Below are 15186 nucleotides of genomic sequence, written 5' to 3' on the forward strand. Positions count from 1 at the left end.
TTGATCACTCGCTTAAGTCTAATACAAATGAGATGATTTATTTGAAGATTAGCTTGAAACTCACTACCTTCAAACCTAGTAATCAATTATTCATAACGACTTCCTGTATATAAAATAGTAGCAACAAAGTGCCAATCAACACTTTCTGCAAGATCTTCTGGATCAGTAAAAAGTCCATCTACATCCTCAACCCACGCAGCAATACCACGAAGGTAATCTTCAATATTCGTGTTTGCCCATTCATTAGCATTTTGTTTTAAATCTTGGATCAAATAGGAAATAAACTTTATAAAGTCCTCCCTATTCTCGATCCTTTCTAACAGATCTTGAATCTCCAAAATTACTCCTCCTACTTGATGGATCAATCCAACTTTCTTTAATCAAGTCATATGTTTCCCCTGAATTGGGATAAAACAGATAATAAGGTATCTTTGATGATTTCCCTCCTGTTTCATTAAAGCACTCTTGGAAAAAGGGAACCAAATAATCCTTTGTAAATGCGTCGATTTCTTCAACCACATCTAGCTCTTTCAATATTTCTTTACGGTTCAATTTAGATAAGGAACTAAATTCAAATCCACCCAAGTCTGAATCGTGCTCCACATAGGCATTCTCCATAAGTTGTTCTTCCCACCCCGCCATCGCTGATACATCAACACTAAAATCTCCTCTGTGTCCTCGCACTTCCAATACAACAAATCGGGTATCAGCATGATACGGATACTGTTGCAAAAGAAAACGAAAGTGCTCAATGGTTTCCTCTTTTGAATCATGTATTGATTCAATGACCAGTTGTTTCATCTTTTCATCCACCTGTTATCCCTCCTCCTTAACGAACATGCCCTCCCCAAGTGGGTCGTCCATCAGTATGTCTTAATAGCCCGTGAATTTTCGATTGAACCAATTGCATTTTACCTTTATTTTGACGATGATTCCATGTATATCTAACCGGGTATTCTCCACTTTCTATTCATCAGTGAGAGGGAAACTTTATTCCAAAATGAGGAACTTGATAGAAGCGTGGGAATGGATCTCAAGATTCATCTTGCTCGTGATGGAAAAAGCCATCCTCTTGCTTTTACTATCCCCCCTAGAGCTATATGCCGGTTGTATTCACCTCAAACTAACTTGATTCAATCCTGATCTTGAAAGCGAAGCTCCTTAATACTATTCAGATCGATTCCATATCGAGCATAGGTCTTGATAGTGTTTTCTCCCGTCAGTTGAACTTCATCGAAGCCAAGTAAGGATGCTACTTGTATCACATGATCACGAGAATCTCCTTCAATCTCTAGATACGGAGGAATCAGCGGCCATTGATCAATCTCAAGCCGAGCGCCATTGAGTGTAAAGCTGGTACGACGATTTTCCTGATAGCTCTTTGGTTGATAGCCCAATTGATTGAGTAGCTTATTTGTCAATTCAAAGTCATCCACAGTAATCTCCACCTCATGAGTCCCATCAATCCCATCATGAACAATTTTCTTAACTGTGAGTGTAATTTCTTTCCCTGAATCACGTAGCCGAATCCATTTGCTCTTATCTCCCGGTACAATATCGTAAACATAACGCCGCATGAACGCCTCGCCGACCTTCCGTCCTCCACAAGCATTGATTTTATCCACAATCTCATCTAAATTAACGTTAATAACTTTGGCTTCATACTCAATTGTCAAGGTTACTTCCTCCTTTTTCATAAACCCTTAATGAGAGCATCATATTCCGCTTCACGAAATTCTACGATTTCATTACACAGTTCACTGACAACAAAGTCTTCTACTGGCATACATAGATCCATACGTTGAATACAAACCCCAACCTGATACCTCCCGCTTTGATCCCGATAGAGCCTTACGCCATAATATCCTTCTTGACAGTCAGTGTCATTATTAAAGCGACATCCCACACAGGTTTTGGGCAAACGTATAGGTCGTATTTGTTTGAAGAAGATCATACGTCCAGATGGTAATCGATATGCTATCTTACTGCCTGATACCCCGGATGTAATATACTTCGCAACAGGCACTGCCTTTAGCTCGGTTAGAATTTGGTGAATTGCATCAATGGAGCATTTACCCTCATCTAGGGAGTTAAGTAGACGCACAGACAATTCAGGTGCATATTCCTCTAGAAGCCGTCGAACGCGTGGAGAGTGCTTATAATCAGGCACTACAATGTTTGCACTAACCTTTATCCCATGATTAATTGCAATCTGAACTGACTTTTGTAATGCTTTAATTTTACGTTCAGCAAGCTTCCGATTTTGGTACTTCTTATTCTGTACCTGCACAAGCTCTTCAGGAGTTGTGCCAAAGATGGAAAAGTTTACCCGATCAAGTCCTGCATCTGCGCAAGCCGAAAGGACACGTTCTCCATTTTCACCGTTAGAAGTCATACATACGCGATATCCGCTTTCCGTAGCCATTCTAATGATCTCTGGCAACAGGGGGTGAAGAGTTGGTTCTCCTCCGGTAAGGTGTAACTCTTCTACATTTAGAGTCTCACGAAGCAAAGATATTGTTTGAGCAAATTCTTTATCAGGCAACACTGTAACTGGTAGAAACCTTACCCCATTTGTAGTCGAATAGATCGACACCCGACCCGATGAACCTGCTTTTGTCCAATTGCCCACTTCACGGGTTAGATTATCAATCGTGACAGGTGTCCCCTCATTGTGGCAAAAGCTGCAAGTCATTCCACAAGCATCAATGATTTTAACACGCAGTGTACTAGTTTTATCCACATACACCGGAATGTAAGATTCTATTATGGGAATCCACCTCACTATATAATACAGATGGATGCACATTTATTCAATTCTAAATTATCGGTATAATGATGATGCACATCCACCCGTTTGTTTACATTCTTCTAAACAAAATGGAATACCTTACGTTCACTTCCATCTTGCAATACAATGATCCGTATCTTATCAAGCAAACACTCTCCATTATCCACTGAAAATTCACAACCCAAGTTATCCACGTACCGTCCCAAACAATCTTGATATGCTCTTGTTGCATCAAGTCCAAGAGTTACAAAGTCTTCGATAGACTGAAGGTGACCGCAATTGGGACATTCAAATGTTACCTTCTTCAAATTACGATACCTATCTAGCATCTCCCTGTACCATTCTTCATCAGTTTGTCTGATCATAAAACCACACCGCTTATCTTCAATGATTATTGATTACTTCGTCGACTCCGTGTTGGAATCTTAAATCGATGTAACCACATAAAAATTGTTGTTGAGCTTGTCTCATAAATTTGGACAATCTTTCTCATACTTAATTGCCTGTCCTGCCGCGCAGCCTTTTTGGCATTCCTAATAGAACAAATATTCTTTGAACAGTGGATACACTAACATAAAGCTCACTCGCAATTTGATTAAGCGTCATTCTATCTTTCCAGTGCCAATGATATAAGAGTTGATTTAAATCACCCTCTATTAAATGCCCTACAGCATGGTGAGTTTGCGCCCATTCAACTCGAGGTAATATCCTTCATTGCATTCACCCACACATTCCTTCGACAGAGAGAGATTGGATACTCGGCCTCTGTTCAAGTATCCAATCATGTGTTATACTGCTTTTCCGTTACCCCTTCACTTACCTAACCACTTTCTTTTAAACAGTCCCAACCGATCGTCCCAACATTTTACCCTCTTACTATCGTCTCTTGTGACCTGATATACCTATAAAAAGCGATCAACTTTTTTTCTGCCTTTTATTTTTTTGTTGTTCCTCTCAGAATATGATCACATGTAACCGGTTTGTTAATTCATCGTGCCAATAGCGGATCTCTACTGCCTCCATTAATTAGGAACTCCTTTCTGGCAATTCCATTTATGCTATAATGGAGATAATCTACTTACTTGTGTGGGCCATTTTTATATGGCTCTTTTTTTCTTGTCTGCAAAGATGTCGTATGATCTCCCTGTTATCAGCCAAATCCCATTCATCATATCAGCTTCGATAACATCAATAAGCGGAATCTGAATTTCCACTCCATCCTGGCAAAGCAATTGGGCAATTCGCATTCGCCGCCGTGGATTTGGACTCCGGTCAACGTAGCAAGTGACAGAAACCTTGTCTTCCGGCTGAAGATCTGCGATAAAATTTTCGTATTTTTTAACAACAAGATCTGAGCGACGATCCAAATCTAGCAGGAATGGTTGAACTTGATTTGCGTTGCCTTCAACTTGGAGTTTCAACACTTCCAATCACCTCTTCGGGGTTATTTTTGGTTGTATACGCAGTATAAAACAAGGTAAAAAATCATGCAAATCAATAAATTTTAACTATCTTAACCGTTTGCTTAGGTTAATTCTTCCCTTTAAATTCAGTTTAGACCAAACAATTCAGTTGAATTAAACCTAAACCAAGAATAGTTTTACCAAAAAAAGTCATCTTCTCCAGTGAGGCGAGTTGATAAATTCAGAAAAATAAATTATCATTTCGCTAATAGGAGGGTTGCTATGTGGTATCTAGATGATCGAAAGTAGCTTGGTAAAATCCTTCGAGAACGAAGAATTGAGCTTGGACTTAAACAAAAAGACTTAGTTGACGATCTTTTAACATCTGCGACAATTAGCAATATCGAGCTAGGAAAGAAAAAAGTAGGGATACAAAAAATTTCCTACTACTGCCAAAAGCTAAACTGGAAACTAGAAAAAATTCCACAATACATAGAAGAAACTAAAAAGAAAGAACTCGACTATATTTCCAAACTAAAGTTAAGCCTGAAGTCAATTGAAAATGACATTTTTTGTGTAAGCCCTGACTTTGCAATAAAAAGACTCAAGAAATTAGACCTTCCAAACGATCCATATATCCATGCAACCGTCGAATATTTAAAGGGAAAATGCTTTTATAAAAAAGGGAGATGGGATAAGTCTAAAGAACATTACAATGAGTGTATTCGCCTCTTTGATGAACATAAGGAGCTTTCCAAGTCTAATCTGAAATCAGCCTGCTTTTATGGACTAGCGAGAGTTTGCTATCGCAAAAACAATCTTGAGCAAGCGTTAAAACTTCTTCAAAAAGGACTAACTGCTTTTAAAGAAGAAGGAGAAAGAAATTACTACAAACATTACCTTCTCATAAGTGAAGCAATATATTTAAGTAAATTAGGCTTTACAAATGCCGCTATGAAAGCACTAGAAAGAATGTGGACTTACTTATCTGAGATGGACACTGAAACCCAATTAACTATGTATAGTCTTCAAGCGATTCTTCACAACGAACTTAAGAATCATGATGAAGCAATATTATGTATCAATAAAGCTATTGATATGGCTCAACGTTCTAAACACTTCGACCATTGTTTTGAGCTTTGGACGACACTCGGCGTTTCTTATAAGAACTTAGGCGATTTTGATTCAGCAAAAACCTGCTTCAACACAGCATACCGATTTAAAAATAAGCTTCGAGACAAGTATTTGCTACCAGCATATAACTACACAGAATTAGGGAAACTCTACAAACAGTTAAACAATATGGAACTTGCTGAAAAATACCTAACCTCTGCAGTTAAATTAAGTAAAAAAGTAAATAATGGACTTAAACAATTGGAGGCCCAAGTTGCTTTAGGTGAATGTTTTTTTCAGCAGAACAAAATAACTGAGGCTATTCAACAATTTGATGAAGCTGGTAAAATAGCCGAAAGGCATTTTACTAAAAAAGAAAAAGATATTATGCTAAAATTAGCACAGTGCTATGAGAAAAGGGACACAGTAAAATACAACAAATATCTTTCCCGTTTTTATGAGCTCAGTATAAAATCCCAGAATGGAGGTGAATTAACTATGCACCAAAGCTATTCCAATAATACACATGCTGAAAGGGAATTCCAGCCAGAGCCCCCCGATGACTAAATGCTATACACAATTATTTATGTAAAGAAGAACCCATCTAAAAATAAATGGGTTCTTCTTTTTTGGGAAAGTTGTTAAATCCGTTTGATGCTAACTTCTTTTCTGTTGTTTTTGACCGCCTTTTCAACTCTTCGCCACATAAGCCGTATCAAAAAACTCCTTCCCAACCACCATCACTCTGTACATCGGCTTCGGCTTGTTCACTTTTTCTTAGCAAAAACTATTCCCTTAACGATGGCCCATGCCAGCCCATCCAAGAATCGACGATCACGCAACATCTTGTTTTCCTTCAGATTGTCGATGAGTTCTCCGGCAAAACGGCACTCATTTTGGTATCACGGAGAACAGCGATCCGGGAACGAGCTGCCTGACTATCAACTTTTGCCGGGTTCCCATGTGGCCCAAAACCGTAGCCTTTGAGATAAAGCAGTACCTTGTTGATTGCTTTTTGGATTTGCTTGATCCGAGCCGGTGCATTTTGGGCCACAAAGGACTAAAAGCCACCGCCACCAGCATTGCAATGCAGAGACAGGAAAAAATTAGAATTTTTATTATTCGCATAAGCGATTCGTTTGCGGAGTCCTTCAGGCGGCCCCGGATATGAGGATGAGGTATTTTTGTTACGCGGGAATATAACTGCCACCCCTTTATAGTCATTGAACTTTTCTCCAACTAATTCTGCCATTTGCAACGCTACAAGCGGAGTTAATAACGCCCTCCCACAGTTGCCACTCTTCAGGGCCAATATTGACGTGCAGCGCGTCTAAAAATACCTTTACAAAAGCGAATAACAACCCATACCTTGGGGTCACGTAATTTAGGTAACATGCGGTTCATCCTGAACAACTCCTCACCTTATTTTTGAAGCATCAAAAAAAGCGCGGAAATCGCGCAACGGTTGGGCCATTCAGATACCCGTATCACAATGGAAATTTATAGCCATGTACTTACCAACATGCAACAGGAAGCTGTGGATTGGTTTGAAAGAATAAGGACAATAAAATTAGTAAGTTATACCCCCTGAAACTAAGGGGGGCTACTTCGTCCGTTTCATTTTCAAGTAACTAATGTTAATCTATATCCTCTGATTTCAACAAAGAATATAAGAGTTGCTCGGCTAGATTTTTATAATATGGCTGCGGTGCAACCCGCCATATTTCATGAGCAATTTTAAACACAAAAAAAGCCCGACTTCTCGGGCTTAGGTTTGGTGCTGATGACAGGATTCGAACCTGCGACCCCTTCATTACGAGTGAAGTGCTCTACCAGCTGAGCTACATCAGCATATTGTATTGGTTGGTGGAGGCGAGCGGAGTCGAACCGCTGTCCGAAGACATCGCCACGCCAGCTTCTCCGAGCGCAGTCACTGTACTGAGTTTTCGCCTCGATAACTGCCCAGTGACAGGCGTTTACCAGAGACTAGCCACTTGAGATTCGCTTTCTGACCAGTGGCCGATCAGGCAGCTAGCCCACTAAGGTATGAGACCCGACAGCTCCACATGGGCGATGGAGAAGCGGATCCTGGTCGCTTAATTAAGCAGCCAGAGCAAAGTTTTCGTTTTTGCCAGTTACATTTGGCATTTGCGTGTTTAACGAGAGTCGCAACCCCTCGGCTCGCTACTGACGCTCGAACTATCCCCGTCGAATCCCAAGAACGCCCCCGGAATTCAACTGTTTGTCGAGCGAATATGTCGATCACAGTTTTAGATTATAGCAGGGTTCCATGCATTATGCAAGAGGTTATTTCATTTTTTATCGCATGTTTTGTTCTTTCAAGCGCCGTTGAATCATCCGATCCGTTTCGCGCTTGGCTTCGGTCGCCCGCTTATCATAGAGCTTCTTCCCGCGCGCCAGTCCAAGCTGGATTTTGGCGAAGCCGTTTTTCAGATGCACGTCGAGCGGAACCAAGGTCAACCCTTTGATCTTGGTAATACCCAGCAATTTGTCAATCTCACGCTTGTGCATGAGCAGTTTGCGGGTGCGGGTAGGGTCGACGTTGAAGCGGTTGCCTTTGTCGAAGGGGCTGATATGCATGCCAACGATAAAAACTTCCCCTTTGTCGATCCGGGCATAACTGTCTTTGAGTTGCACTTTGCCTTGGCGGATCGATTTGATCTCCGTCCCGGTGAGAACGATGCCGGCTTCGAATTGTTCTTCGATATGGTAATCATGAAATGCCTTTTTATTTTTGGCAATGATTTTGGATGATTTGCTTCCCATCGTTTTCACCTCAGCCCTCAAAAGTCGTGCAACTTATATTTTATCAAGAAGATTGGGAAAGAGTCAATGCTTGAAGGCCACGGAAAAGCACAGCGAGAAAAGGAAAAAGCCCGCAAGCTTGGCTTTTTCCTTCACGTGTTGTCATTTCTTCTTGCTCTTGTTGCGATAGGTTTTCTTCTTTTTCTTTTTCCCTTTTTTCTTGCTGTCTCCGTTTTTCTTGGCAGCAGTATCTTCCCATTTTACTTCATAGAATTTGCCTTTTTTGCCTTTGGCGGAGCGAGCGGCGTCAGCATCTTTGTTGCGCTTAAATTTTTTCTTCTTTCCTTTGGCTGGACGTTCGAAACGCTCATCGGAGAAGTGCTCCAAGAGTTCGAAGTCCACTTTGCGTTCGTCGATGTTAACACCGCTGACCTTGATGCGCACGCGATCTCCGATCCGGAAGATGCGTCCGGTCCGTTCACCGATCAGGCAGTAATGGGATTCATCGTAACGGTAATAATCGTCTGTCAGGAAGCTGACGTGGATCAATCCTTCAATCGTGTTCTCCAACTCCACGAAGATCCCAAATGAGGTGACGCTGGAGATGATGCCTTCATACTCTTCCCCGATTTTATCCATCATGAACTCAGCCGCTTTGAGATCGTTGGTCTCCCGCTCGGCGTCGACAGCGACCCGCTCGCGGATGGAGGATTGTTGGGCTGCGTCGGTCAAATAGGCGTTTAATTCGTCAATTCGCTCGACGGTTAACGCCCCTTTCTCCACGATTTCGCGGATGACACGATGAATCAACAGGTCGGGATAACGGCGGATGGGCGATGTGAAGTGCGAATAGAAGGGCGCCGCCAGGCCAAAGTGCCCCACGTTTTCTGTCGCATACTTGGCTTGCTTCATCGAACGCAACAAAACGGTGCTGATCACATGCTCTTCCGGCTTTCCGGATATTTTTTCCAGCAAACTCTGCAAGGCATGTGGGCGGACTTGATCCGGCTTGCCTTTTACCGAGTAACCGAAGCTGGTAATGAACTCATAGAAATTCTTCAATTTCTCAGCATCGGGATTCTCGTGAATCCGATAAACAAACGGCACTTGCAGATTGAAATAATGTTCCGCCACTGTCTCATTGGCTTTGAGCATGAACTCTTCAATCAGTTGCTCGGCAATGGTGCGGGGCCGTTTCACCACATCCACCGGCTTACCTTTTTCATCGACAATGATTTTGGCTTCGGTGAAATTAAAGTCAATCGCTCCCCGACTTAGGCGCCGCTTGCGCAGAAGCATCGCCAAGTCAGCCATCAGGCGGAAATCATCGACAAGCGGCCGGTAACGCTCGATCAATTCCGGATCTTCGTCGACGACAATCTTCTTGACGTCGGAATAAGTCATCCGCTCGTTGGTTTTGATGACGCTGGGGTAGATTTCGTAGTCGACTACATCACCTGTGGGGTCAATTTCCATGTCACAGGTCATGGTCAGGCGATCCACTTGTGGGTTCAAACTACAGATGCCGTTGGAAAGGCGCTTGGGCAACATCGGAATCACCCGGTCAACGAGGTAGACACTGCATCCCCGCTCATATGCTTCCCGATCCAGTGCAGACCCTTCCCGGACATAGTAGCTGACATCGGCGATATGGACGCCTAAACGCACATTGCCATTGGGCAACCGCTCTACTGACACAGCATCGTCCAAGTCTTTGGCGTCTTCGCCGTCAATGGTCACCATGTTTCGCCCGCGCAGATCGCGCCGCCCCTTCAGGTCTTCTTCGCTGATCGTTTCCGGTATGGCCTCCGCTTCAGCGATCACTGCTTCCGGGAACGCTTCCGGCAATCCGTGCTTGCGGATGATGGACACAATGTCAACGCCAGGATCATTGCGGTGACCTAAAATCTCGATGATCTCCCCCTCGGCCGAATGACGTCCTGTGATATGGTGTAGTTTCACTACAACTTTCTGGCCATCACGGGCATCCATCTGAAATTCAGGAGCAATGAAGATATCGGCGGCAATGCGTTTGTCGTCCGGAATCACGAAGCCAAAGTGCGAGGACAACCGAGAAAACGTCCCGACGATTTTGTCCCTTTTCCGCTTCAGGACACGGACGATCTCTCCTTCCGGACGGCGACTCTCTGTCTTGCTCTTGTGAATTCGCGCCAAAACCAAATCGCCGTCCATCGCGCCGTTCATATCATTGAGATGGATGTAAATATCCTGTTTACCGGGTGTATCCGGGATGACAAAGCCAAATCCCTTGGAACTCCCCTGCAAGGTGCCGCGGATCAGGTTAAATCGCTCCGGCACACCGTACCGCTGCGTGCGCGTACGGACGATTTTTCCATCTGCCTCCATGGCCTCCAAGAGCTCGGCAAATGCCTCCCGCTCCTCTTCCGCCACCTGGAATTGGTCGATCAATTCAGCCAAGGTGAGCGGTTTGTACGCTTGTTCCAACATAAACTGCCGAATCTGTTGTTCAGTCAACATCACTTCATCCGCCCCTGGGGCCCACCAAGGACCCAAAGGCAGACTGCCACCTCACTTTCGTCTAGGACGATCGTTCCAAAATAAATTGCTCTATTTCTTTAAACAACTCATTGCGCTCGCGATCCACGGTGATGATGTGTGTGGATCTCTCATACCACGAAATCTCTTTATCCGTTGATGAGATATGCTCGTAGATATAATCGGCGCTTTTCTCCAAAATTAATTCGTCCTTGCCCGCCTGCACGATCAGCGCCGGCACCTTCACATCTGCCAACATGCTTTTGACATGGCGGATCAATCGCGTCAGTTCAGCCACGCATCTCACCGGCGTCCGGTCATATGGACACAGATGCGCCTCGATATGTGGGTCGCGATGACTGGACCGTTTTTTATAACGATAAAAAGGAGCCACCACCCGAGCCAAGAACGCACGCCGATCCCGAATATAGATAGGAGCGCACATCGGAATCACGCCGTCCACAGGCTTTTGCGCCGCCAACGCCAACGACAGGCAACCACCCATCGATAATCCCGCCACATATAATTTCTCAAGCGGCTCCGCCCGCATCCTGTCATACGCGTCTACAGCACTTTGCCACCAATCGCGCCAACCGGTCTGCTCCATCTCTTCCGGACTGGTGCCATGGCCGGCCAAAAGCGGGGCATGGACAGTGTAACCCCGGTCTTTAAAATATTGCCCCATCGGCCTCAATTCTGAGGGAGTTCCGGTAAACCCATGTATCAGTAGAATGCCCGTTTTTCCTCCTGGATAAAAAAAAGGTTCTGGAGATCTTTGTACAGTCTTCATTGACGTTCCCCACCGTTCGATTTGCATGAATGTTTCTAGATCATCTTAACGATAGCACACCGCCGCCAATTTGCAACACTACGTTTCCCGTTTATGGTTACGGGCACGCCCTCATTATAAAAATTACCCATTTTTCGCAGGGAATAACGGTTCATTCACATTTCACCCTCCCACTTGGCCCAAACACCAAGCTGTTGCCAAACAAAAAAAGCTTCAGGGCCTATCACAGCACCCTGAAGCTTTAGTCCAGTTATAAAAAATAAAAAAGCCACTCACACTGAGCGGCTTTCTGTGGCCTGGCAACGACCTACTCTCCCAGGGCTCATGCCCAAGTACCATCGGCGCTGGAGGGCTTAACTTCCGTGTTCGGTATGGGAACGGGTGGATCCCCTCCGCCATCATCACCAGACATCTTACATTGATTATAATATCAGGCATCTACGAAAAATGCAAGAGGTTTTTATAAAAATTTCTCCCAAAACAAACAGCCGACCAAAAACATCGGCTGTATTGCTTCATTTTATGAAATATCCAACCACCAGCGCCATCACCATGAACAGGAAAGCCAGCACAGCCGTCGCTTTGCCAAGGAAAGCATCAAGACCACGCGCTTTCGCTTTTCCCATCACATGTTCCGCCCCACCGGCAATGGTTCCGGACAATCCCGCGCTCTTACCCGATTGGAGCAATACAGCAATGATGAGAATCACGCTGATGACAGCAAGGACAATTTTTGCTGCGAGTTCCACAAGCGTCCCTCCTTGCTTCTATTCCACTGCATTGACTTTAACACATTTGTCGCTTGTTTTCAATGAAAAACAAACAGTACCCATCGATCAAATCGCCTCTTTTAAAATAAATAGAAGGTCCTCATCGCAATACACGATGAGAACCTTCTTTCTTATCTCAATCTGCCAAACGGCTTCTCTTCTTATTAGCCGCGCAGGTTGTAGAATGCGGTGCGGCCAGGATATTGAGCGGTGTGACCCAATTGGTCTTCAATGCGAAGCAATTGGTTGTATTTAGCCACCCGGTCAGTGCGGGATGGTGCACCGGTTTTGATTTGTCCAGCGCCGGTCGCCACAGCGATGTCGGCGATGGTGGTGTCTTCGGACTCACCCGAACGGTGGGAGATGACAGCGGTGTAACCAGCACGTTTTGCCATCTCGATAGCGTCAAACGTTTCGGTCAGGGTACCGATTTGGTTCACTTTAACCAGGATGGAGTTACCTACGCCTTTTTCGATCCCTTCAGCCAAGCGCTCGGTGTTGGTTACGAACAGGTCGTCACCGACAAGTTGCACTTTTTTGCCCAGGCGTTCGGTCAATTGCTTCCAGCCTTCCCAATCATCTTCAGCCAGACCGTCTTCGATGGAGATGATCGGATATTTGTTGGTCAGTTCTTCGTAGAAATCGATCATTTCAGCGGATGTGCGGGTGATGCCTTCGCCTGCGAAGTGGTAAGCCCCATCTTTGTAGATCTCAGTAGAAGCCACGTCGAGAGCGAGCATAACGTCAACGCCCGGTTTGTAACCCGCTTTTTCAATTGCTTCCACGATGGTGGACAGGGCTTCTTCATTGGACTTCAGGTTTGGCGCAAAACCACCTTCGTCACCTACGCCAGTGCTGTAACCTTTCGCTTTCAATACCGATTTGAGGTTGTGGAAGATTTCTGCGCCCATGCGGATCGCTTCACGCATGTTTTCAGCGCCAACGGGCATCACCATGAATTCTTGGATATCCACGTTGTTGTCGGCATGTGCGCCACCGTTAAGGATGTTCATCATCGGCACCGGCATCGCTTTGGCGTTAAATCCGCCCAAGTAGAGATAAAGCGGCATTCCCAAAGCATCAGCAGCTGCGTGCGCTACCGCCATGGAGACACCCAAAATCGCGTTGGCACCCAGGTTGCCTTTGTTCGGCGTGCCGTCAAGTTGAATGAGGGCATGGTCAATCGCTACTTGATCCAGTGCATCCATCCCTTCAATGTGAGGAGCGATCACATCATTCACGTTTTGCACGGCTTTGAGCACACCTTTGCCCAGATAACGCTCTTTGTCGCCGTCGCGCAATTCCACTGCTTCATACGCACCGGTGGAAGCGCCGGATGGCACAATGGCGCGGCCGATGGCACCAGATTCAAGTACCACTTCCACTTCTACAGTCGGATTCCCACGGGAATCCAGCACTTCGCGAGCATATACATCCATAATGGTCGTCATGGAACATTCCTTCTTTCCTCAAGATGTGATTGAATCGTTGTCTTACGAACGGCTGAGCAACGTGTTACCAGTCATTTCTTCAGGTTTTTCCAATCCCAGCAAGTCAAGCATGGTCGGCGCAATATCCGCCAGGATGCCGCCTTCTCTCAAAGTGACGCCTTGCTTGGTCACGATGAACGGTACCGGGAAGGTGGTGTGTGCCGTATGCGGACGACCGTTCTCATCGATGACCATGTCCGCGTTGCCGTGGTCAGCGGTAATCACGGCGACGCCACCTTTAGAGATCACCAGGTCAACAATGCGCCCCAAGCATTCATCCACTGCTTCCACCGCTTTAATGGTAGGCTCCAGCTTACCCGAATGGCCGACCATATCCGGGTTGGCAAAGTTGAGGATGATGGTGTCATACTTTTCAGCTTCGATTTCTTTGAGAAGCGCTTCCGTCACTTCGTAAGCGCTCATCTCCGGTTTGAGGTCATAGGTAGCAACTTTGGGGGAATTGATCAGGATGCGCTCTTCCCCTGGAAACTTCTCTTCCCGCCCGCCGTTGAAAAAGAAGGTGACGTGAGGATATTTTTCCGTTTCAGCGATGCGCAACTGCTTCAATCCTTGTTGCGACACGACTTCCCCGTAGGTGTTGTCCAAGTCGGTAGGCTTGTACGCCACATATCCGTCCACTGTCTCGCTAAATTTGGTCAGGCAGACATAATACAGATGCTGCGGCCGTTTCGGACCCCGGTCAAATCCGCGGAAATCATCGTTGGTAAAGGCCAGCGAAATCTGGATCGCCCGGTCGGGACGGAAGTTGTAAAAAATGACCGCATCATTGTCTTTGATCGTACCCACCGGCTGATTGTGCTCATCGACAATCACCGTCGGCATCACAAATTCATCATAGACCGACTGCTCATAAGAGGCTTGCACCGCCTCCACAGGATCGCGATATGTAGGCCCTTCGCCATAAACCATCGCCCGGTAGGACTTTTCTGTACGCTCCCAGCGCTTGTCACGGTCCATTGCATAATAACGGCCTTGGACAGTGGCGATTTGGCCAACGCCCACTTCATCCAGTTTGTCCTGCAGTTGTTTGATGTAGGTAACGGCACTGTCCGGTGCTACGTCACGCCCGTCCAAGAAGGCGTGGACGTAAACGCGCTCCACTTGTTCTTTCGCCGCTAAATCCAGCAAGGCGAACAAATGGCGGATATGGCTGTGCACGCCACCATCGGACAACAGTCCATAAAGGTGGAGGGCGGAGCCATGTTCTTTGACATGCTTTATCGCACCCAAGAAGGTTTCGTTCTGAAAGAACTCTCCATCTTCAATGGATTTGGTCACGCGGGTAAGGTCTTGATAAACCACCCGACCGGCCCCGATGTTAAGATGTCCCACTTCTGAATTCCCCATTTGCCCTTCCGGCAAACCCACTGCGTTACCGCTGGCGGTCAGCGTCGTGTGGGGATACGTATTCCAGTATCGGTCAAAGTTGGGCTTGTTTGCTTGGGCCACGGCATTGCCTTCCGTTTCCCCACGCAGGGCAAACCCGTCCAAGATGCACAACAGAACTGGTTTTGGTCTGCTCATC

15 protein-coding genes, 1 tRNA gene, 1 rRNA gene, 1 other RNA gene and 1 pseudogene are annotated in these 15186 nt (G+C 45.6%); 2 read left to right on the forward strand and 17 right to left on the reverse strand.

The features are described 5' to 3' along the window. Positions 1-86: 86 nt before the first annotated feature. From EDC32_RS08575 to EDC32_RS08600, 7 genes are all read right to left on the reverse strand, one after another. A complete protein-coding gene (locus EDC32_RS08575) occupies positions 87-338 on the reverse strand; it encodes a DUF7660 family protein (RefSeq protein WP_132221448.1) in 252 nt (83 codons plus the stop codon). Beyond that, a complete protein-coding gene (locus EDC32_RS08580) occupies positions 301-813 on the reverse strand; it encodes a hypothetical protein (RefSeq protein ID WP_132221450.1) in 513 nt (170 codons plus the stop codon). The genes EDC32_RS08575 and EDC32_RS08580 overlap by 38 nt, the downstream gene beginning before the upstream one ends. 16 nt (positions 814-829) lie before the next feature. Further along, a complete protein-coding gene (locus EDC32_RS16850) occupies positions 830-970 on the reverse strand; it encodes an HNH endonuclease (protein ID WP_132222024.1) in 141 nt (46 codons plus the stop codon). Positions 971-1133: 163 nt separating this feature from the next. Further along, positions 1134-1676, reverse strand: coding sequence for a class IV adenylate cyclase (locus EDC32_RS08590; protein ID WP_132221452.1), 543 nt, complete (start codon positions 1674-1676; stop codon positions 1134-1136). A 17-nt stretch (positions 1677-1693) separates the two neighbouring features. After that, positions 1694-2749: a radical SAM protein gene (locus EDC32_RS08595; protein WP_211341912.1), complete on the reverse strand. Its 1056-nt coding sequence runs from the start codon at positions 2747-2749 to the stop codon at positions 1694-1696. A gap of 122 nt (positions 2750-2871) precedes the next feature. After that, positions 2872-3156 (reverse strand): VVA0879 family protein, encoded by a 285-nt coding sequence (locus EDC32_RS16855; RefSeq protein ID WP_106341684.1) that lies wholly within the window; start codon positions 3154-3156, stop codon positions 2872-2874. A gap of 732 nt (positions 3157-3888) precedes the next feature. After that, complete coding sequence (locus tag EDC32_RS08600) at positions 3889-4221, reverse strand: hypothetical protein (RefSeq protein ID WP_158283296.1); 333 nt, start codon at positions 4219-4221, stop codon at positions 3889-3891. Between the two features lie 609 nt (positions 4222-4830). Here EDC32_RS08600 and EDC32_RS16860 point away from each other — a divergent pair. Both EDC32_RS16860 and EDC32_RS08610 read left to right on the forward strand, forming a co-directional pair. Continuing rightward, a pseudogene (locus tag EDC32_RS16860) lies at positions 4831-5052 on the forward strand (tetratricopeptide repeat protein); the annotation flags it as partial. Between the two features lie 96 nt (positions 5053-5148). Beyond that, on the forward strand, positions 5149-5874 hold the full coding sequence (locus EDC32_RS08610; protein WP_132221458.1) for a tetratricopeptide repeat protein: 726 nt from the start codon (positions 5149-5151) through the stop codon (positions 5872-5874). A gap of 493 nt (positions 5875-6367) precedes the next feature. Here EDC32_RS08610 and EDC32_RS16865 read toward each other — a convergent pair whose 3' ends face one another. The 10 genes from EDC32_RS16865 to gpmI all read right to left on the reverse strand — a co-directional run bounded on the left by EDC32_RS16865 (position 6368) and on the right by gpmI (position 15185). Continuing rightward, the gene (locus tag EDC32_RS16865; protein WP_484140791.1) at positions 6368-6619 is read right to left on the reverse strand and encodes an N-acetylmuramoyl-L-alanine amidase; all 252 of its coding nucleotides are present in this window, start codon (positions 6617-6619) and stop codon (positions 6368-6370) included. A 463-nt stretch (positions 6620-7082) separates the two neighbouring features. Continuing rightward, positions 7083-7158, reverse strand: a tRNA-Thr gene (locus EDC32_RS08620). Between the two features lie 13 nt (positions 7159-7171). Further along, positions 7172-7536, reverse strand: a transfer-messenger RNA (tmRNA) gene (gene ssrA / locus EDC32_RS08625). Between the two features lie 90 nt (positions 7537-7626). Then, positions 7627-8094 (reverse strand): SsrA-binding protein SmpB, encoded by a 468-nt coding sequence (gene smpB, locus EDC32_RS08630; RefSeq protein WP_022737568.1) that lies wholly within the window; start codon positions 8092-8094, stop codon positions 7627-7629. A 141-nt stretch (positions 8095-8235) separates the two neighbouring features. Further along, entirely contained in the window at positions 8236-10572 is a 2337-nt protein-coding gene (rnr, locus tag EDC32_RS08635; protein WP_132222026.1) for a ribonuclease R, read from the reverse strand. A gap of 61 nt (positions 10573-10633) precedes the next feature. Next, positions 10634-11380, reverse strand: a complete 747-nt coding sequence (locus EDC32_RS08640; protein WP_132221462.1) for an alpha/beta hydrolase — start codon at positions 11378-11380, stop codon at positions 10634-10636. Between the two features lie 294 nt (positions 11381-11674). Next, positions 11675-11789, reverse strand: a 5S ribosomal RNA gene (gene rrf, locus EDC32_RS08645). Positions 11790-11895: 106 nt separating this feature from the next. After that, entirely contained in the window at positions 11896-12129 is a 234-nt protein-coding gene (gene secG, locus EDC32_RS08650; RefSeq protein WP_022737565.1) for a preprotein translocase subunit SecG, read from the reverse strand. A gap of 185 nt (positions 12130-12314) precedes the next feature. After that, complete coding sequence (eno, locus tag EDC32_RS08655; RefSeq protein WP_132221464.1) at positions 12315-13601, reverse strand: phosphopyruvate hydratase; 1287 nt, start codon at positions 13599-13601, stop codon at positions 12315-12317. A gap of 42 nt (positions 13602-13643) precedes the next feature. Then, the gene (gpmI, locus tag EDC32_RS08660; protein ID WP_132221466.1) at positions 13644-15185 is read right to left on the reverse strand and encodes a 2,3-bisphosphoglycerate-independent phosphoglycerate mutase; all 1542 of its coding nucleotides are present in this window, start codon (positions 15183-15185) and stop codon (positions 13644-13646) included. Position 15186: the final 1 nt, after the last annotated feature.

The sequence above is a fragment of the Laceyella sacchari genome (genome assembly GCF_004343255.1).
Lineage (GTDB): Bacteria > Bacillota > Bacilli > Thermoactinomycetales > Thermoactinomycetaceae > Laceyella > Laceyella sacchari.